The following is a 19,054-nucleotide window of genomic DNA, read 5'->3' on the forward strand; positions in this document are numbered from 1 at the left end:
CTCACGTGTCTCGTCCCCCTTGTCGTTCCCATAGGTGATCGAATTCCCTGAAGGCGAGGCGTTCGCCGAACTGACCGAACGTGTCCGCGACATTGACCACCAGGCACTCTGCCTTGCCTCCGTTGGCGGGGCCGCGCAATCCGCGCCCGACCATCTGGATGTAGGCGTTGGGGCTGAAGGTGGGGCGGGCGATGTACAGGGCTCTGACGCCAGGGACGTCGAAACCCTGAGTCAGGACGTTACAGTTCGTGAGAACCCTGATTTCGCCGCCACGAAACCGCTCGATACTGCGCCTGCGCTCATGGATGCGTGTGTAGCCGCTGATCGAGGCCGCCGGGATCTTCCGCACACGCAGCAGGGCTGCCAAGACCTGGGCCGATAACACCGATGCCGTGAACACCAGGACCGGCCACTCCGGTGGCAGGCCTGCAATGTGCTCCAACAAACGCAATGTCCTTGCCTCGTCACGACCAAGGCGCTCCAGGACGCTGGAAGGCAACAGCCGTGTGCGTTGGGTGGTCTCGGCCTCCTCCGCATCGAGGATCACTGCACCGCCGTCGAGGACCTGATGCTTGACTCGGGAGAGAACTCCCAGCTCCTGAAGCCTGCCATAGGGGTCATCGCCGAGGACGTCCAGCAGGTTGCCGCCGAACCGTCCCACCAGCCGCCGGGTCATCTCCTCATTGGTGCCCTTGAACGGCGTGGCGGTCAACCCGAGCAAGGGCCTGGTTGTCCGGCGGGTATCCAACCCGAGCCAGGCAAGGAGTTTCCTGTAATCTTTGCCGGTTGCCTCATGCGCCTCGTCGATCACAACCACGGCCGGTTTCGCGAGCCATGTGTAGTCTGGATCGTCTCGGCACCCGGTAAGTTTCGCATCCGTGGCCACGACGACCATCAGCTCGTTCTCGCCCTCGGCGATTTCGTTGCGGTCCCAGAGCCTGCAGATCCGCAGGGCTCGGCCGTCACCGATATCGCGCCACGCGGTGCTCCATGTCTGGACGGCCTGCTCGCACAGTTCCTCGCTCTGGGCGACCCACAGCAAATGACCCGTCAGACCGTCCTCAATGAACGCCGTCGCCAGTGCCTGCACAGTGACCCGGGTCTTGCCTGCGCCGGTTGGCAGGAACAACAAGCCCCGACCTCGGTCGGCGACGAGGCGCCGGATCTTCTCCGCGAGCTCCTGTTGGTAAGGGTGAAGGGGACCAAGGCGAGGTGGCCCGAGCACGGTCAGGTCAGGTTCGAGGTGGGAACCGCGTTCCCCGGCGTATTCGGTGGGGAAACCGAGGCTGCGGACGAAACCTACTGCGGGCGGGCTTCCGGCCCAGCGGTCGGGTACCGGGAAGCCTGCGGCCTTGAGGTCGTGGCGCAGTTCACGCAGGACGTCGTAGCCGTGCACGTCCACCAGCAGCTGTGCGACTTGATAAGTTCCCTCGTCGTCGTCGAGCTTGCGCACGGTGTCCAGCAGCCCTGTTGGGAGCCTGGCCTCGAGTTTCTCCACATCCAGGAGGTGCAACAGCTTCCGAGGGTGGTTCCGCTCTTTGCGGCACATCGCGATGCGTGTCTGGACCGCCTCGTCCTGCGAGTCCTCGAGGATTCGGGCGATCGCGTTGGTGTTCAGCTCGATACGGAACTCATTGGCGAGCCGTGTTAGGAGATCTTCGTCCTGCAGCGCTGCGCGATGGTAGACGACGTTGCCGTCGCGCAGCAGATCCGCCGGTTCCCGGTCCACCCCCTCCGGTCCTGTGATCTGTCGGAAGAGGTCGCCGCATTCGACGAGGTCCACGTTGTGAAGCGCGCCCTCCGCAAGCGGACGGAGGCCGCGGTAGCGGTCCAGGACGACGACGGGCTCGGCCGGGTTCTCAGCCAGCACCTCCACGCGCAGTCGGGATGACGCGAGAGTGCAGCCCCACTTGTCGATGAGAAGCGTGGCGAGTGCGCTATCGGAGACCACGACGTAGGCCGACCTTCGCTGGGCGAGAGCCAGGTTTTCCTCTTCCGTCCTGGCGATCAGAAGCTCCTCGCGTGGCACGCGGCAGCCCGAGGAGCCGCTGATCGCAGGTACGTATTCCGGTACTTCGCTCTCGGGCAGAGTGCGGGCCGCCTCGGCGACCAGGCCACCGAGGGTCCACGCGTCCCCTATTGAGGGCACCCGACCGAGAAACTCCTGCCAGATACCTGGAGCGATGTCGGCCAGGGACTCGGTCAGGGGCAACTTGTCAGCGGCCTGCCACTCGGCCACGGGCAGGAAAGGCGCGTACGCCAGCAGTGTCCGGGCCACGCTGCCCGTGGCTGGACGCGGCCCCCACGAGGTAGCCAGCAGTCCGTATTCCCTGGCTGCCCAGACCGAGGGCGCGAGAACCTCAATGGGCGAAAGGGTCTTGCGGGCGACGCGCCCGAACATCCACTTGTCGGGGACGTCCAGCTTGAGGAGCGCATCGGTCCAGCCCATACACGACTCGACGTCGCCGGAATCCCGGAATCTACGAAGGATGTGCAGAGGCCCCACCGGGTCGTGGTCCAGGAATCCGAGCTCCTTATCGGAGGGCCGACCTCGCGCCGGCAGTTTCGACAGGTACGTCGTACGGATTCGTCGCAGATACTCCAGGTAGGTCGAGTCTTGGGCCAGCGCACGACTGACCACAGGCTCGGCGGCAATGCCGATCCGTCGCAACAGGTCGGGATGTAGATCGTGATGGAAGTCCTCGTCGAGCACCATCACAGGGCTTTGCGGCCGGACCTTGCCTGCGATGACGACTTCGTCGGAGTAATGCCACCAGCCGTCCCGGCATCTGACTTTGAGCCTGCGTCCCTTGGCGAGATGGTCCTCCAGGTGTTGCTCGGCAAGGGATTTCGGCACGTCGGACACCAGCCGCCAGAACTCGGCCCATTCGGCGTTGGCCCACTTCTTGGTGTCCGCACGAGTGAGCTTGGCCAGCTCGTCGGCGGGATTGACGTCCTGAAAGCCGAACTCATGAAGGAGAGGCTCGACATCGGGAAGTGCCAGAAGGGACTGTCGCACCAGGCTGATCCTGGCTTGGCTGGTGAGGGCGTCCCCACGGAGGAACACATCTCCGGTCGCGCTCAGTGGCCACAAGCGTCCACTGTCATCCGGCAGAATCCTGGCGGACAGGAACCTATGTCGAGTGTCCTGATCCTTGGTAGCCGCGACGACCTGGAGAGCGGATGCGCATTCCTTGTCAGTCGCGTTACCGACAACTTGTTCGAGCCAGGCCGGGGCGGGTAACTCGACGGACGCAGCCCGTGTGTCGTCGGCGCGGATCAGACTGCGCAGCCGCGCCTGTCGGGTGGTGTTGCGAAAGCACTGAATGTGGGGCACCGAGCGTGGGCCTCCTGGGGCCGAGTACCAGGCATTGAGTAAGGCAGCGTCGAGTCGGACCTGCTCTTGGTGCGGAAAGCGCAGCTCGTCGACACGACGGAGCACGCCGTCGCGGTCGGGAATGCATGCGTCCGCCGCTACCAGCTGCGGAACGCGTTCGGTGAGGAACCGATCGGCGAAATTCGGCGCCTCGCGACCTCGCGCAGGCAGGTAGTCGAAGTGGCGGGCAGGGTCTGCTGGATCGCCGAGGTCCGGCAGACCCTGGACGACGAGAGCGGAGATCCTCTCCAGGATCTCCTGATTGAATTTCCCGCGGAGGAGGCTTGTGCGGTCGTCGTTGATCTGCCAGGGAGCGTTCAGGATGCCGCGAAGCGACGTGGTCTCCGTCAGTGGGTAATAGGCCCAGAACCGCCCCAGCGTCGAGAGGTCCGAGGCCAACGGCGCTGCCCAGGTCACCTTGACGCTCTCGCGGCGGATTGCCTCTCCGACCTCTTGCAGGGCTTGGGGTGATGGTCGGTGTATGCCCTGCCATACCCGCCAGTCCGACGGTGCACGACCCTTGGTTTGAAGGCGGCGCACCCCGTCAGGGAGCGCAATGCACTCGTGCTCCAGTTCGACGCGTTCGTTCTCTGGGCGATCGACCACGATTCGTAGGGTTGACGCTCTCGGAACGAACAGCAGGAATTCCAGCGGGAAGTCCTTGAGCTCGCGTTCGAGCCGAGCCGCGTCCGCTGTCAGCGGTAAACGGATGACCGTGGTGGCCCATTCAGCCAGATCGGCCAGCACGGTGTCGCGCTGAATTTCCTCCATCACGTCGAGATGAGCAGGCATGCGGAGTACAGGGAAGCGTGTGGCGGTCGGATCGAGACGACGAAACTCCGTTGCCGCCCGCTCGGCGTCGAAGCCAAAGCTGATCGACCGACTGAAGACGGCTGGATTCCCGGTGATGCCCAGCACAGACTTGAACCCGAGGCCGAACCTGCCAATCGCCTCGTCACGCTTGTCACTGAGGAAGGCGTGACAGATGGCCTCAAGCCCACCCCTGGAGAAGGCTTTCCCCTCGTTCGCACAGTACAGGGTTTCACCGACGAGACGTATCTCGATGCGGCCCCGCCGGTTCTCGTGCTGTGCGTCGGCCGCATTCTGGACCAGCTCCAGAATCTGTCGTCGCGAATAGCCCCCAGTCCTGTAACTGTCTTCCTGGTTCGCGTGCTCGCCCAGCAGAAGTCGATCCGCAGCGTAGGCCTTGAGCGTGTTCACACGGTGTTGCTCAAGCCATCGGACCAGGTCCGGATCCTCCTGGTTCCAGGCACTGTCGGCGGTCACCAACGGCTTCGTCCACTGTCGACCATGTTCATCTCCCTGCGAAACGTGTGGACAGTCCGAATCGGGCGTCCTGGCTCAGATGGCGAGAAACCCTGAGCTGCTGGAATCCGATGCGACACGATCGGCGGCCCCTGGCTGGACCCCTTCGCGACTGCGACGGAGTTCTCGATAGCCGATTCTGTTCACGGACACGATTCCCGGTCACCGCCACTACCGCTGTCGAAATGGGCCGCAGTACGACCCAATCGACAGGCTCGGATATCTGTAACGGTGGACCGAAAGCGCGGGCGAGTGAGTCGCATTGCATGAAAGACTATACCTATGTGTTCGGACGACGAACTACGTACCGCTATCGCGGGCGCTCGGGATGCCTTGACTGCTGCAATCAGCCATCTGGACAAGATTGGTACCGCCGAAAGGGTTACGGAGGATGACTGGCAGGACGCCAGTGCGGCCGTGGGGCTCAGCATGGCTCTTCACCGTGAAAACATGGCGAGAGTCGGCGTTCTCCTGGGGCTGGGCGGAGCACAGAAGCGCCTGCTGCGGTATCTGCTGCGACACGTTGGTCAGGTCGTCTCGGGTCCGGAGTTGTCCGGGGTCGCCGGGATCGCCGAATGGCCGCGGCGAATCCGCGAGTTACGCGTCGAGGAGGGGTGGCCCATCGAGAGCGGGGTTCAGCGATCCACGCTCCGCCCCGACGAGTACATCCTCCTCCGGGGGGAACGGGACGAAGAACTGGCAAGGAAGTGGCAACTCGCTTCCGATATCCGCAGAAGCAGCGGCACGGTCCGAGACCGCATCCTCGCTTTCCTGAAAGCCGTCAGCCCTCAGGCCGCCGACCGTGATGATCTCGAATATGTGGCCAAGAGCGGAACCTGGAAGCCCGCAATCGGCGACCTACGGGACGAGGGTTGGGATATCCGCTCGGCCGACGAGGATCCGCAACTGGCTCCGGGCAGCTACCGCCTGCTGCTCTGACTCAGGCTGGGTCCGGTGGACCGCTGTTGTGAGTGTGGACTGGCTTAGACGAGTCGCCTGACCTCACCAGGCGGGTAAAGAGGTGATGCAGAACGAGCAACGTCGCGTTGCTCGCACACCGGATGAGTAACCGTCGCGGAGATCGGTGCCAAACTGCGGCGAGGACAGTCTCGCCGACACCGATGGCGAATTCTGATCCAGTGTGGACCGGGCGAATGGACCTCCTCGCCCGTCCGTACTCCGCTACCTTTCTTCTCATGCGAGACACGGGTGGCCTGTTCGACCTGACCAGCGGGCCAGAGGACATCGGTCATGGCGGCGAGTCCGGCAGCGCAGTCGAATCGGCACTGCAAGCGGTCTTGGACTGGTTCCGCGGGCATAGGGACCTGCAAGCGCGGTTCGGGTCAGTATTCCGACAGTCCTTTGACGAGGTACTTGACGGTCAGAGGACGGGCCGGTTCGACATCGACGACCTCGCCAAGACCGAGAAGACCTACCTCGGCACGAAGGTCGAGATCGTCACCCGCGCTGCCTTCGAACTATCCAAAGGCATCAAGATGGACTACGAGGTCGCAGGCCACGATATCGATGCCAAGTTCTCACTCACAGGGGCGTGGGCCATCCCCACCGAAGCCATGGGGCATTTGTGCCTGCTGATGAGCGCCAACGATCGAAAGAGCACGTTCGACGTCGGAGTGATCCGGATCCGTCCCGAGATCCTCAACCAGGGTCGGAACAAGGATCACAAGACCACTATCACCAAACAGGCAAAGGCATCGATCGCCTGGCTCGCACGCAACGCCCCGCTCCCGCACAATCTGCTGCTATCGCTTCCATGTACCACGGTCGATCGGATCATGAGTGCAGGGTCCGGGCAGCGAAAGATCAACGAGTTGCTGCGGAGCGTGCAGGGACAGCTGATCGACCGCAACGCAGCCGTCACGGTGGCCCAGCAACAGGACGGGCTCAAACGGTGCCGAGATGCTCGAAGGCATTTGCGTCCCGAAGGGATCGCCGTCCTGGGGCATCAGAACGACAGTCCCAAGATCGCCCGGGCCTTGCGGCTACCTGTGCCGCCCAAAGGGACATTCCTGTCCGTGCGGCTTGTGGAAGTCCCGGTCGGAACTACCGATCGCCCTGTCGCCGACATCGCCGAGAGGGGTTACGCCATCGCCAGACCAGGGGAAGCCGTGCAGCCGCTTCCGGACAACATCCACTACTGACTGCGCCGTTGGCACAGGCGGCAGGGCAGTTCCTTGGGACGTGTGCCACCTTTGCCACGCAGATAGGGCTTGAGGTGGTGTGCGATCGCTTCGGCCAGCATCGATGGCACTGCGTTACCTATCTGCTTCGCGATCTCGATCTTGCTGCCACACCAGACGAAATCGTCCGGAAAGGTCTGCAGGCGCGCCGCTTCGAGATGTGTGATGGGTCGGTCCACGCTGCGATCCGGGTCGTCGCGGTGCCATTGCGGATGGAGATACTGGCCCTTCTCCGGTTTGTAGAACTCAGTCCGGATCGTCAGAGAAGGCATGTCCCATTGCATTCGGCCCATGACGTCGGTGGTGCCTGTCTTCTTCTCTCGCCAGCACCGGGACAGCAGATGGTCCGGCAGGTTGAAGCGGCCGCCACCGGGTGGGATGTGGCGGTAGCGATCCAGGGAGAGTTGTGTCGGGTTGCGACCGATGTGCAGGTCGGGGCTCTTGAAGACCCCGCGTACGCGCTGGTCGAAGACGCGAGTCCAGGATTCCGGCAGGTCACGGACGGCTGGCACCGTGGGTAGCCCGGTGAGCACGTCCCGAGTGGTGTGCCATTCCGGCTCTTTGCCCAGCGAACCTGGTCGGATGTGGGTAGGCAGGGGTAGCGGTATCTCGCCTATCCGCGAACCGATGACGATCGTTCGTTTGCGACGCTGCGGCACCCCGAAGTCGGCGGCCAGCAGGAAGCCAGCCTCGAGGTGATACTCCTCGAGCAGACCGCCTGGCCGTGTCTCCGCCTGCAGGAGCGCGAACTCACTCGACGAGAAGAACCGGTCGACGTTCTCGATCACGAAGACCTTCGGATGCGCATGTCGGACGAAGCGAATGTATTCTTTCCACAGCTTGTTGCGCGGGTCGTTTACGTTGCGTGAACCGAGGTTGGAGAAGCCCTGACAGGGCGGTCCACCGATGATCACGTCAACCGCCGGGACCTGTTCATCAGGAATGTCAGCGATGTCCGCGTAGTGAGTATGAGCCTCACCGAAGTTGGCCGCGTATGTCGCGGCTGCCTCGAGGTTGAACTCGACCGCCATCACCGACTTGTACCCCTTGGCGGCCATGAATCCCGAGGTCATGCCGCCACAACCCGCGAACAGGTCGATCATCGTGAACAGTCGTGATCCCACACCGCGAACACTAGCCGACCCCACTGACAATCCCGGGCATTGGGATCCGGGCCAGGGATCGGCGTGCCGTTACCACCTCAGCGATCCGGGTCGCCGCAGCCAAAGGATCCTCGTGTTCCCACACCCGGATCGAGAGCCAGCCTGCTTCCGCCAGTTGCCGGTCGGTGTCGAGATCCCGGGCGCGATTCTTCTCGATCTTGGTACGCCAGAACTCGCCGTTGCGCTTCGGCCAGGTGCCGTGTGTTGGGCATCCGTGCCAGAAACACCCATCGACGAAGACCGCCACCTTGGCAGGACCGAACACCACGTCGGCCTCGCGGCGGACTGACACCAACGGTCGACGATGGATCCGATACCGCAGACCGAGGCGATGCAGTTCCCGTCGCAGCGTCGTCTCCGCGCTCGTGTCCCGCGCCCGCTGCCTGCTCATTCGGGTCCGGGTGCCCTCGGTCGTGGGTAATCGCTGCATACCGGCATTGTCCCTCAAGACTTGGGACTGCCCTGTACAGGTCCCGTCGACCCCAAGGCGAAGAACGCGGTCCCATCGGTAGCCTCACGCCAATGGCAGCCCCTCTCTGGCTTCACGCACTCCTCGGCTGGCGCCCTGCGACGAAGAAAGGCATGCCGCGCTGTCAACGCGTGCTCAATGAAGCGATCGCACCTAACATCGCCGACATCGGCTCCGACGAGAGTCTTCGAATCGCAGGCGACATCTACCAACAGTTGGGCATTCCTCGAGGACGCAAGGGCGCCGACATCGGCGACGCATCCCAGGACAACCGTAACCACGGAACGCCCTTCGAGATAGGGGTCGAAACCGACATCCGACGGTCTTTGAGCGAGCAGGCTCCCAGTCGCGGCTGGACGGTCGCCCGCAAAGGAGACGCCTCCGACTACGCCCAATTTCACCACCTCGGCGAACTTCAAAGCCTGCTTGAGGATCACCCGACCCTGCGTACGACTCTTGGGCGTGACTATCACATCAAGACCGATGTCCTTGTCGGCGTCGATCCTCCACAGGCAGGACGGCTTCCGTTCCTTCATGCTGCGATTTCGTGCAAGTGGTCGATCCGTTCGGACCGCGTCCAGAACGTCAGGCACGAGTTCGCTACGCTCGTACGACACCGCCGTGGACGCCTGCCACACCTCGTGTTGGTGACTATAGAGCCGTCCCCCAGCCGTCTTGTCTCCATCGGTCGGGGCACCGGAGAGGTGGATGCGGTCTATCACTTGCTCTATGAAGAGCTGGACCGAGCAGTGAAGACCTGTGGGACGACGGCCAGGCAACAAAGCGAGTGGGCAGAACTGGTACAACAACGTCGCGTGAAGCCCTTCCATGAGCTCGTCACCGACCTGATCCTTAGCTGAGGTGCGACGTCTAGCACACCTCGGACGACTGATCACCGCGGCGGCACGCAGCGCCTTTGGTGCTGGTGTGGCGAAGTCGTGCACCTAGACGCAACGGCGCCTGGCAGCCAGATCGCAGGGTCCAGCCGTTGGCGTACGCCGAAGGCGGCATCCCGCATTTCTGGCGGCTGGAGGGGCCTGCCAGTGGGATGCCTGGGATCACGGTGCACACCTTTGAGCTTCCGGCGGGCTCAGACCGTTATGAGGCAACGGGGACTCATCAAGACCAGCTGGTCACGGCCGGGTACGAGGTTGATCTGACACGCCTGGCCTTGTGATCGCGTACTCGACGTCGCCCTGTTCGGAGCCTTCGATTATGTCTGGCCAGGGGTGGTGGAAGTGGCGGACGAACTCTAGGCCGGCTTTTTCCATGACGTGGCGGGAGGCTTTGTTCACTGTCATGGTTTGGGCGGTTATTCGGGTGAAGGTTTCTAATCCTTTGTGGACTAGGGCGCGGGCTCCTTCGGTTGCGTAGCCCTTGCCCCAGTGGGGTCTGCGTAGGCGGTAGCCGAGTTCGGCCTCCTTGGGCTGAGAGGTGGGTTGCAGGGCGAACCAGCCGATGAATGTTCCGGTGGTCGCTTCCTGGGCTGCCCAGTGGCCGTGGCCTGCGTCGTAGAGCTGGTAGCCGGGCAATATTGTGGCTTCGATGACTGATCGGCGGGTTGGGCGGCCGCCGTTGATGAACTTCATCACTTCCGGGTCGCTGTCCAGTTCGAGCAGGTTGTCCGCGTCCTGCGGGGTGAAACGGCGCAACACCAGGCGTGAGGTTGTCAGAAAGACCTCCATGGGCTCGATCGTCCGGCTAGGGTCAAATCGATTAAGGAGGGGCGTTGCGGTTCGTACTGGTCGCACTGCTGGTGCTCGCGCTCGGTGGGTGTTCCATCAAGGAGAAGGACCCGACGCTGGAGCAGAAGTGCCAGAGTGCCAAGGACATCATGGCCACCGGCCTGCCGGTCGAGGAGTTCAAGCCTGACCCGGTGCCGCCGTTGCCGACCGACGTCATCGACCCGCGCGGCAAGCAGAAAGGCACGGACATCCAGGTCGCCGCGGTCGCGGACGCGGAGCCGCTGGAGCTCAAGAGCCAGCTTGCCAAGGCTGTCACCGAGCGGGGCTGGAGCAGCACGGCGCAAGAGGCCGCGGCCGGCCCGGAAGGTGAGTTCACCGCCACCTACCAGGGCCCGAACATCCACGGTGACGTGACTTTGCTGCCCTGCATGGACGACGCGCTTGTGGTGTTCAACCAACAAGGGAAGTGAACAGCGACACGGCCGGTTCGACGTCGAGTTCCGGCCCTCGCCAGTTCCATGCCGCCGCGCACAACACGCGGGCGCCTGCGGCAAGCGTGGATGAGGGGCCTGGGTACAGCCGTAGCCGGCCGTGCCTGACGGCGGCTATCCATCCTTCGCATTCCCAGTAACGCGAGTCACAGTCGACGATCGGCTGGCCATGGAACATGTCCCGCATATCGGTCAGGACGAATGTGGGCCGTTGTGGCGGCGGACACAGCAATAGTTCCCGCAGATCGCTCTCCGGGTTCAGCACCAGCGCGCTGGGCAGGTGGATCAACCGCGCCGCGGAAACACATGCGAGCGAGTGGCTGACGACCAAGGGAAACCGGGCGCCGGTCAGCTGTACGGCCGAACGTAGCAACGCAGGGTAGGACGGTTCGTCGTCGACGCTCGTGCCGGCGCCGACGATGGCTGCGTCCGAGCGGGGGACCAGGCCGGATACCTGTCGCGCCGCCGCTTGCGAGCTGGTGATCACTTGGCCCCTATGGGCATTGATTCCCAGATCGGCCAGCAATGCCGCTCCTGCGGCCGGTGTCCGTATGGCGTCGCTGCTCACAAATGCAATGGATTGCAGTGACTCGAGCGTTTCCCTGGCGAAGGGGATCGCTCTGGAGTCGGCATCGAGTAATCCTTCGAGTTCGAAGACGAATCCGTCGTACATGTCCGCTAGTGTGGGCATTGATTATTTGTCTTCTTTGCTGAACCGGCGCACTTCGGGGACGTTACTCTGAAACGGTGAGCCTACAAGAGCCTGGTTGGGTGATTAACCTACTTTCGCATAGTGTGTTCGGGTGACCGAAGGCGGGGATTGCGAACGCTAACACCTTCGGGGGTAGGGGGTTGTCGGATGCGCCTGGAGATCAGGCATCTGCGCACCGTGCTGGCCGTGGCCGACGCAGGGAGCATCAGCCGTGCCGCAGCGATCTTGCAGGTCACGCAGCCGGGCCTGTCCTCCCAGCTCCAGCGCATCGAGCGGGAGGTCGGCGGGCACCTGTTCCGGCGGGGCCGGGACGGCATCGTGGTGACCGACCTCGGTCAGCACTTCATCGACGAGGCACGTCAGCTCGTCGAGCGCTTCGACCAGCTGGGTGAAGCGGGCGAGCAGTTCTCCGATCGCGTGCTCGATCCGGTCATCAGGGTCGGCGGGATCGACAACAGGCATACGCCCGCGCTGGTCACGGTCATTCGCGCGGTGCTGCCGGACCCCGATGTCTCCAGCTGGATATCGGCCGAGGTTCGTCCGGTCATCGAGGCCCTCGGTGCGAACATGCTGGAAATAGCTGTGCTGCATGAATTCCCGCGCTATCCCATCTACCTTGGCCCCGGAATCGAGCACCGGGTCCTGGTCACCGAGCCGTTCTTCATCGGCCTGCCGGCCAGCCATCCACTGGCCGGCCAGGACGAGATCGTGCTGGCCGACCTGGCCAAAGCCGAGTGGGTGCTGCCGCCGGACGACGAGGCCGGCGGGCTGGCCAGCTTCCGGATGGCCTGTGGGGCGGCCGGGTTCGTGCCGCAGATCCGCCACCGGGTGGCCAGTTCGATCGCGGCCAGCCTGCTGGTCTCTTCAGGAGAGGCCATCGGATGCTACTTTCCCACGTCACAGCCTCAGGGGGCGGTCGTCCTGCGGCCGATCGCGGGCAACCCGCACTACCGGCGGCTACTGCTGGCCTGGCGGGGTGACTCGCCGATCGCGCAGGTCGCCGACCAGATCTACGAGCGGATGCTCGCCGGGTATCTGGAGCTCATGCGTGCCTCGCCGGTGTATGCGCGCTGGTGGAGTTCACGTGAGGGTGATCGAGCATAATCGCAGAGTTATGGCAATTTGTTGGGTCGGCGGTGTATCCGGCTGGTGATACGATTTTCTGACCTGCCTTCGGGGGTATCACATGACCGGGGTTCTCGACGCGAGAAACGGTGTGCCGGAATTTCCGGAACGACCCAGGGAATATCGGCACAGGATAACATGTGTCGAGGGGAAGCTGGGTTCTGGTAAGACGTCGCTGCTCGCCGAAATGGCGCGGCAGGCCGAGGCGTCCGGATTGACGGTACGGACCGCAGAGGCGTCCGCGGTGGAGACCGGATTGGCATTCGGTGTGGTCGACCAGCTCTTTGCCGGGCAGCTGGACGATTTCGACCTGTCCTGCCGGACGGATATGCATCCGGTGCTCCGGCATCTGGCCAGGCATCTGCGGGAACTGGCCGCCGGGAATCCGGTTTTCATCGGTGTGGACAACGTCGACAAAGCCGACGAGCAGTCTTTGCGCTGGCTCACGTTCATGCACCGCAGGCTGGCCGATCTGCCGGTCACCCTGGTGCTGACCTGTGGCCCGGTCCGCTCCGCCCTGGTCAACGAGCTCACCGGCCCGCTCGACCGGATCAAGCTCAGCGGCCTCGAACTGTCCGGCTGCGCCCGCATGATCGGCCCTGCGACGGACGAGTACATCGCCGCGTGCCGCACGGCCACAGGTGGCAATCCGTACCTGTTACGCGAGTTGGTGTCCGCGCAGACGGCCCAGACGCCGCAGGGCATCGAAGCGGCCGCGGGTTCGGTCGCGGCGAGTCTTGTGCCCAGGCTGACCTGGCATGGCGCGGACGTGCTCGACCTGGCGAAAGCCGTCGCGCTGCTGGGGCAGGCGGGCATCCCGCTGGCCGCCGCGGCCGCCGGGCTCGAGCTCGCCCCGGCGATGGCCGCGGCACGGACGCTCCACGAACTCGGCTTCGTCGGCGAGGAACCACTTTCGATCACGTACCCGATCGCCCGGTCTGCCCTGCTGCACGCGATGTCCAGCCCGGAGCGGGAGACCACGCACAGCCGGGCGGCGAAGTTCCTGCACGGCCGTGGCCAGCCCGCCGGTGAACACCTGCTTGCCAGCGCGCCACTCGGCACGGAGTGGGCGATCGCCGAGCTGCGCGAAGCCGCGCGGCGGGCGGAAAGCCCTGACCGGGCCGCCGCGTATCTCCGCCGTCTGTTGCGAGAACCGTTGCCGGACAACGGCTCACGCGCCGAAATCATGCTTGAGCTGGGCAACCTGCAGACCCATCTGGACCCGGAGGCCGCGTTCGAGTCGCTGCAGAACGCGCACAGTCACGTCACCGATCCGGTGGAGGAAGCGCGGTTGACGCTGACGCTCGCCTACGAGATCGCCGAACGCCAGGACCGGGGCCGTGCGGTCGCCGCGCTGGACAGCGCTTCGGCGGCGGTCGCGGCTGCCGACCGTGATCTCGGGCACGCACTGCAGTTGTACGCCGCCAGGCTGATCCTCGAAGAATCCTGTGTGGATACCGGGTTGCAGCCGCGGTTGGCCAGGCTGCTCGCCGAGCCGGGTATGTCACCGAAGAACGAGCTGTTCCTGTCGGCGTTGCTGGCGTTCCGGGACTGCCTGCGCGGCGAGGACCCGAGCCGGTCGGCCGAACTGGCCCGCTCGGCCCCGCCCAGCCTGGTGCACGGCGCGGTCGGCGACATCATCGATCGGGCGGCGTTCACCCACATCGTGATCTCGCTGATGATCGCCGACGAGCTGGACCTGGCGTTGCGGCTGTGCGAGGACGCGTTCGCGGCCACCGGCAGCGGCGAGGTGCCGGTCGCCTCGGCGCAGGTGCACTCCCTGCGCGCGCACATCTACCTGCGGCTGGGCCGGCTGGCTGAGGCCGAGACGGCCGGCCAGGCGGCGTTGCGGATCTTCGACCAGCTCAAGCTGGGCCGCCAACGAGTGGTCACGCTGGCCGTCACGGCCCTGTGCTCGACCTGGGCGGAGATGGGCGACCCGGACCGGTCGGCCGAGCTGCTGGCGATCCACCGGCTGGACGGGGCCGTCCCGGAGTCCCGGCGGTTCGACCGGGTGCTCTACCACCGCGGCATCGTGCGCTCCCGGCTCGGCGACCACGGTGGAGCCCTGCTCGACCTGCTGGAATGCGGCAAGCGGCTGATGCGGCGCGGGGTCACGAACCCGGGCGGCACGGCGTGGCGGTCCTTCGCGGCTGAGGAGTACCTGGCGCTCGGCAGGCCGGCTGACGCGCTGCGGCTGGCTGAGCAGGAAGTCGCCCTGGCCAGGCGCTGGGGCCGGCCACGGGCGCTGGGCATGGCGTTGCGGGTGGCCGGTGTGGCCGCCCAGGAGCAGGGCTACGAGCTGCTGGAGGAGTCGGTCCAGGTACTCGGTGACTCGTCGGCCCGGCTGCAGCTGGCGCGGTCGTTGCTGAGCTGGGGCGCGCTGCTACCGCCGGCCGATCGGCGGCCGGTGTACCGCCGGGCACACGATCTGGCGAAGGCGTGCGGCGCGATCCCGCTCATGACGCAGGCCGCCAACGAGCTCAGGGCCGCCGGCGGGCGCCGGTCGCGGCGTGACTCGACCGCGCTGACCGATCAGGAGCTGTGCGTGGCCTCCATGGCCGTGCGTGGCCGCACGAACCGGGAGATCGCTGCCGAGCTGTACGTGACGCAACGAGCCGTGGAACAGCATCTGACCAAGGCGTACCGGAAACTGGGAATATCCGGTCGCCCGCAGCTCGCGGGTGCGCTGCGTGGACACTGGCCGGGTGGAGAGTCGTAAGGGACTGGGCTACGCGATCGCCGCGTACGCCGTATGGGGGTTGTTCCCGCTGTACTTCGAGGCTCTCAAACCGGCTGGGCCGGTTGAGGTCCTGATCCACCGTTGTTTGTGGACCGCGGTGTTCGGCGTGCTGTTGCTCACGGCGCTGCAGCGGCTTCGTGGCCTGCGCGCGGCGTTTCAGGGAAAGCTGGTCCTCGCCGCGTTCGCGATCGCGGTGAACTGGCTGGTCTACGTCTATGGCGTGCACACCAACCAGGTCGTGGAGACCGCGCTCGGATACTTCCTCAACCCGTTGCTGACCGTGATCCTCGGTGTGACGATTCTCCGGGAACGCTTGCGTGGCCTGCAGTGGACGGCGGTCGGCCTCGGTGTCGCGGCCGGCCTGGTGCTCACTGTCGAATATGGACGGTTGCCGTGGATCGCGATCGCCCTCGCCGTCGCGTTCGGCACGTACGGGTTGCTGAAGAAATCGGTGACCGTGCCCGCGCTCGAAGGCGTCACCGTGGAAACCCTCGTGCTCACGCCGATCGCGCTGGGGTACATGTTCTTCTTCGCCGGCCCCGGTGGCAACACATTTCTTGACGGGCCCGCGTGGCACGTGGTGCTGATGGTCCTGGCTGGACCGGTCACCGGTATACCGCTGCTGTTCTACGCCGGGGCGGCGCAGCGGCTGCCGTTGACGATGATGGGGCTGCTGCAGTACATCACCCCGGTCCTGCAGTTCACCCTCGGCGTCACCGTGTTCGGCGAGCCGATGCCGCCCGCCCGGCTGCTGGGTTTCGGACTGGTCTGGGTGGCCCTCGCGGTGCTCAGTTTCGACGGTCTACGGCACGCCAGAGGCCGCCGTGGGGCCCTTGTGGGTGATCGGGCGGCCAGGTAGCTGTCAGCTTTGCCCTGGTCACAGAGTGTTTTTGGATCAAATTGGCTGGCCAGCTATGCCTCGATCGCCATCTGGTGGCAGTATGGACGCCGGTCGCGGGTCTTCGCTGTGATGACCTGGGCTGTATTTCAGGGAGATAGTGGTATGGCGCAAGGCACCGTTAAGTGGTTCAACGGCGAGAAGGGCTTCGGGTTCATCGAGCAGGACGGCGGGGGCGCCGACGTGTTCGTGCACTACTCGGAGATCCAGGGCACGGGCTTCCGGTCGTTGGACGAGGGCCAGCGTGTTGAGTTCGAGATCGGCCAGGGCCAGAAGGGCCCGCAGGCCCAGAGCGTGCGTGCGATCTGATCAGCACTTCGTAGCGTGGGCCCGTACCACTCATGGTGCGGGCCTTCCGCCTTCTCTAGGAGAGTTTGGCAGCCACTTCGGCTGCTTTCGGATGACCCAGGTAGTCAAGAATCGCTTTGGCCTGCTGCCAGGACTCGGTAGCCGAGGAGAGATCCTCTTCGGCCAGTTGCACGTCGCCGAGGTTGTTGAGCGACAGCGCCTCGTAGTACGAGCTGCCGAGTTCCCGGAATCCGGTGATGGCCTGGCGGTAGTGCTCCGCGGCGCGGGGCAGTGAACCGAGCCGGTGGTGGATATAGCCGAGGCTGTCGCGTACGGCGGCCTGCATGTGCTTGTCGCGCAGGTTGTCGGCAATCCGCAGTGCCTGCTCGCACAAGCCGCGCGCGGCCTGGTAGTCGCCGAGGTACGCCGTTGTCCAACCAAGACCGTTGAGGCTGCTGGCCTCGCCGAGGCGGTGCCCGCTCCACCGGAACAGGGCAAGTGCCTGGCGGTGGTGCGCCACAGCCCGTTCGTAGTCGGTCTTCTCGTGATACGTCCACGCCAAATGCCGGTGTGCCAACGCTTCGCCGCTGCGGTCACCTAGCTGCCCGTACAGGTTGATGGCTTGTTCGGCGTGGTCAACAGTCTCGGAGTACTCGCAAAGACTGTGGTACACCTGGGCAAGCAGCCGGTGTGCGTCGGCTTGTGCCGGCCTGTGGCCGATTCGCCGCGCGGTGGCGAGCGCGATGTGTTGCGTAGCCAGACAGTCCTGCCAGTGCCCGCGCAGGCGCAGGAAACCGGCCAGGGCGCGCGGCAGCTGCCAGGCGTGCTGATCCCAGCCTCCGTCGGCGGCGTGCTGGACACAGGCGATCAGGACCTGGTGCTCGTCGTCGAACCAGCGGATCGTGTTCGGGTAGTCCGGCAGTTGCCGGGGTACCGCGCCGGCGACCGGTTCGGCCACCTCGAACCCGGACTGGTTGCTGTAGAGCTGCTTGTCGCCGCTGATCGCCGTGTGCAGGTAGTGATCGAGCAGCCGGGCGATCGCTTCGGGTTGTGGTTCGGCCTTCTCGGCCGCGTACACCCGGAGCAGGTCGTGGAAGCCGAACCGGCCGGGTCGCTGCTCGGTCAGCATGTGCGCACGCACCAGTTCGGCCAGATCCCGGCGCGCCGCACCGAAGTCCGTGCCCGCCAACGCCGATGCGGCGTGCACGTCGATGTCCGAGCCAGGGAACACGCCCAGTAGCCGGAACATCCGCGCAGCGCCAGGCGAGAGTCGTTTGTAGGACGACGAGAACACGGTACGCAGGTTGAGATCCGTCTCGCCGAGGTCGAGCGCGTCCAAGCGGTGCCTGGTATCCCGCAGATCCTCGACGAGATGATGCAGTGGCGCAGGGAACTCCGTGTTCACCCGGGACGCGACAATGCTCAGCGCCAGGGGCAGCCCGGCCGACAGCCGGGCCAGTTCGATGGCGGCCTCGGGCTCCGCGGCGATCCCGGATTCCCCCAGCCGCATGGCAAGCATCTGTTTGCTGGTGTCCACGTTGAACAGCCCGAGTGTGCGCCGGCGTGCACCTGCCGACGCGACCAGCCCGTCCAGCCGGTCCCGGCTTGTGACGATCACGGCACAGCTCGGGCTGCCTGGCAACAGTGGACGGACGTGCTCGCTGTCACGGGCGTTGTCAAGCACGACAAGGACATGGCGGTCGGCCAGCAGGCTGCGGAACATCGCCGCGCGCTCGTCGTCCTCGGCCGGGATCGCCTGCGGCGCGACGCCAAGGTCCTGCAGGAAGCCGCGCAGCACGCGGCTGGCGTCCACAGGAGACTGTGGCCCGAACCCGCGCATGTCCGCGTACAGCTGGCCGTCCGGGAATCGGTGCCGGATCTGGTGTGCCCAGTGCAATGCAAGTGTTGTCTTGCCGACACCCGCTGTGCCCGACAACACCGCGACGGTCATCCGGTCGTCGGCGAGCATCGCGTTCAGTGCGTCGAGATCGTCTTGCCGGTCAACGATCCTCGGTTCGTGCGCGGGCAATTGCCTTGGCGCGGGCCGCTGTGCCGAGCGCGGGACCGCGGGCGGGATCAGCCGGGCAAGTGCCGTACCCAGTTCCGCATCACACCGTTTCGCCAACTCGACCGACGCGGGACGCAGCCCGTTCTCGATTTTGCTGAGATACCCGGTGTTGTAGTGCACCCGGCCGGCCAGTTCGCGCAACGACCAGCCCGCGGCCAGCCTGGCTTCCCGCAGCCGATCGCCGAACGTGCCTGACACAGCCCCGCGCCTCCCGTCCCAGTCGTTGCCTGCTGACGAGGCAACGGTCAACCACTCCCGCCAGGTGGCCCGGCCGGTGATAGTTGAGAGGACAAGCGTGCCAACCGGCTGGGCCTATCGGCAACGGTAGTAGTACCCACGCCGGGCGTGCGCACATGAGCGGCACACCCCTCCGCGGACGGTGGGAGGTGGCCGGCGGCAATCCGGTGTCCCCAGCACCAGCCGCCACTGGAGGAGGGGCCTGGTCAGTTTCACCCCCAAGCTGACCATGTCCCTCCTCGCTCTTTCTGAAACACTTTCCTTACGTGACG

At 65.1% G+C, this 19,054-nt stretch carries 14 protein-coding genes; 8 read left to right on the plus strand and 6 right to left on the minus strand.

The window, feature by feature from the left end; genetic code table 11:
* Position 1: 1 nt before the first annotated feature.
* Positions 2-4,663, minus strand: a complete 4,662-nt coding sequence (locus JOF56_RS60125; RefSeq protein ID WP_209638926.1) for a sacsin N-terminal ATP-binding-like domain-containing protein — start codon at positions 4,661-4,663, stop codon at positions 2-4.
* A gap of 321 nt (positions 4,664-4,984) precedes the next feature.
* Between JOF56_RS60125 and JOF56_RS17015 the strand changes: the two genes are divergently transcribed.
* Complete coding sequence (locus JOF56_RS17015; RefSeq protein ID WP_209638928.1) at positions 4,985-5,641, plus strand: KpnI family restriction enzyme N-terminal domain-containing protein; 657 nt, start codon at positions 4,985-4,987, stop codon at positions 5,639-5,641.
* A 257-nt stretch (positions 5,642-5,898) separates the two neighbouring features.
* Positions 5,899-6,864, plus strand: coding sequence for a NaeI family type II restriction endonuclease (locus tag JOF56_RS17020; protein ID WP_209638930.1), 966 nt, complete (start codon positions 5,899-5,901; stop codon positions 6,862-6,864).
* Here the strand turns inward: JOF56_RS17020 and JOF56_RS17025 are convergent.
* Together JOF56_RS17025 and JOF56_RS17030 are read right to left on the minus strand one after the other, a co-directional pair.
* On the minus strand, positions 6,858-8,006 hold the full coding sequence (locus JOF56_RS17025) for a DNA cytosine methyltransferase (protein ID WP_209638932.1): 1,149 nt from the start codon (positions 8,004-8,006) through the stop codon (positions 6,858-6,860). The genes JOF56_RS17020 and JOF56_RS17025 overlap by 7 nt on opposite strands.
* 31 nt (positions 8,007-8,037) lie before the next feature.
* Positions 8,038-8,496, minus strand: a complete 459-nt coding sequence (locus JOF56_RS17030; RefSeq protein ID WP_209638934.1) for a very short patch repair endonuclease — start codon at positions 8,494-8,496, stop codon at positions 8,038-8,040.
* Positions 8,497-8,588: 92 nt separating this feature from the next.
* Here JOF56_RS17030 and JOF56_RS17035 point away from each other — a divergent pair, with 92 nt between their 5' ends.
* A complete protein-coding gene (locus tag JOF56_RS17035) occupies positions 8,589-9,395 on the plus strand; it encodes an NgoMIV family type II restriction endonuclease (RefSeq protein WP_209638936.1) in 807 nt (268 codons plus the stop codon).
* Between the two features lie 273 nt (positions 9,396-9,668).
* Here JOF56_RS17035 and JOF56_RS17040 read toward each other — a convergent pair whose 3' ends face one another.
* Entirely contained in the window at positions 9,669-10,220 is a 552-nt protein-coding gene (locus tag JOF56_RS17040) for a GNAT family N-acetyltransferase (protein WP_209638938.1), read from the minus strand.
* Between the two features lie 44 nt (positions 10,221-10,264).
* Between JOF56_RS17040 and JOF56_RS17045 the strand changes: the two genes are divergently transcribed.
* Positions 10,265-10,690 (plus strand): hypothetical protein, encoded by a 426-nt coding sequence (locus JOF56_RS17045; protein WP_209638940.1) that lies wholly within the window; start codon positions 10,265-10,267, stop codon positions 10,688-10,690.
* Here the strand turns inward: JOF56_RS17045 and JOF56_RS17050 are convergent.
* Positions 10,671-11,384: an HAD family hydrolase gene (locus JOF56_RS17050; protein WP_209638942.1), complete on the minus strand. Its 714-nt coding sequence runs from the start codon at positions 11,382-11,384 to the stop codon at positions 10,671-10,673. The genes JOF56_RS17045 and JOF56_RS17050 overlap by 20 nt on opposite strands.
* Before the next feature lie 186 nt (positions 11,385-11,570).
* On the opposite strand from JOF56_RS17050, the gene JOF56_RS17055 reads away from it, so the two are divergent.
* The 4 genes from JOF56_RS17055 to JOF56_RS17070 all read left to right on the plus strand — a co-directional run bounded on the left by JOF56_RS17055 (position 11,571) and on the right by JOF56_RS17070 (position 16,498).
* A complete protein-coding gene (locus tag JOF56_RS17055) occupies positions 11,571-12,527 on the plus strand; it encodes a LysR family transcriptional regulator (RefSeq protein ID WP_209638944.1) in 957 nt (318 codons plus the stop codon).
* 82 nt (positions 12,528-12,609) lie between these two features.
* A complete protein-coding gene (locus JOF56_RS17060) occupies positions 12,610-15,270 on the plus strand; it encodes a LuxR C-terminal-related transcriptional regulator (protein ID WP_209638946.1) in 2,661 nt (886 codons plus the stop codon).
* Positions 15,257-16,150, plus strand: coding sequence for an EamA family transporter RarD (gene rarD / locus JOF56_RS17065; protein ID WP_307855134.1), 894 nt, complete (start codon positions 15,257-15,259; stop codon positions 16,148-16,150). Before JOF56_RS17060 ends, rarD begins: the two co-directional genes overlap by 14 nt.
* 144 nt (positions 16,151-16,294) lie before the next feature.
* Positions 16,295-16,498: a cold-shock protein gene (locus tag JOF56_RS17070; protein WP_037252080.1), complete on the plus strand. Its 204-nt coding sequence runs from the start codon at positions 16,295-16,297 to the stop codon at positions 16,496-16,498.
* Positions 16,499-16,553: 55 nt separating this feature from the next.
* Here the strand turns inward: JOF56_RS17070 and JOF56_RS17075 are convergent, their stop codons facing one another.
* Entirely contained in the window at positions 16,554-18,743 is a 2,190-nt protein-coding gene (locus JOF56_RS17075) for an ATP-binding protein (protein ID WP_209638950.1), read from the minus strand.
* Positions 18,744-19,054: the final 311 nt, after the last annotated feature.

The sequence above is a fragment of the Kibdelosporangium banguiense genome (assembly GCF_017876405.1).
In the GTDB taxonomy this organism is placed as follows: Bacteria; Actinomycetota; Actinomycetes; order Mycobacteriales; family Pseudonocardiaceae; genus Kibdelosporangium; species Kibdelosporangium banguiense.

Coding starts and splice junctions, on each gene's coding strand:
- JOF56_RS17070 (WP_037252080.1), top strand. CDS start 16,295: ATGGCGCAAGGCACCGTTAAGTGGTTCAACGGCGAGAAGGGCTTCGGG.
- JOF56_RS17015 (WP_209638928.1), top strand. CDS start 4,985: ATGTGTTCGGACGACGAACTACGTACCGCTATCGCGGGCGCTCGGGAT.
- JOF56_RS17055 (WP_209638944.1), top strand. CDS start 11,571: ATGCGCCTGGAGATCAGGCATCTGCGCACCGTGCTGGCCGTGGCCGAC.
- JOF56_RS17020 (WP_209638930.1), top strand. CDS start 5,899: ATGCGAGACACGGGTGGCCTGTTCGACCTGACCAGCGGGCCAGAGGAC.
- JOF56_RS17035 (WP_209638936.1), top strand. CDS start 8,589: ATGGCAGCCCCTCTCTGGCTTCACGCACTCCTCGGCTGGCGCCCTGCG.
- JOF56_RS17025 (WP_209638932.1), bottom strand. CDS start 8,006: ATGATCGACCTGTTCGCGGGTTGTGGCGGCATGACCTCGGGATTCATG.
- JOF56_RS17050 (WP_209638942.1), bottom strand. CDS start 11,384: ATGTACGACGGATTCGTCTTCGAACTCGAAGGATTACTCGATGCCGAC.
- JOF56_RS17040 (WP_209638938.1), bottom strand. CDS start 10,220: ATGGAGGTCTTTCTGACAACCTCACGCCTGGTGTTGCGCCGTTTCACC.
- JOF56_RS17060 (WP_209638946.1), top strand. CDS start 12,610: ATGACCGGGGTTCTCGACGCGAGAAACGGTGTGCCGGAATTTCCGGAA.
- JOF56_RS17030 (WP_209638934.1), bottom strand. CDS start 8,496: ATGCAGCGATTACCCACGACCGAGGGCACCCGGACCCGAATGAGCAGG.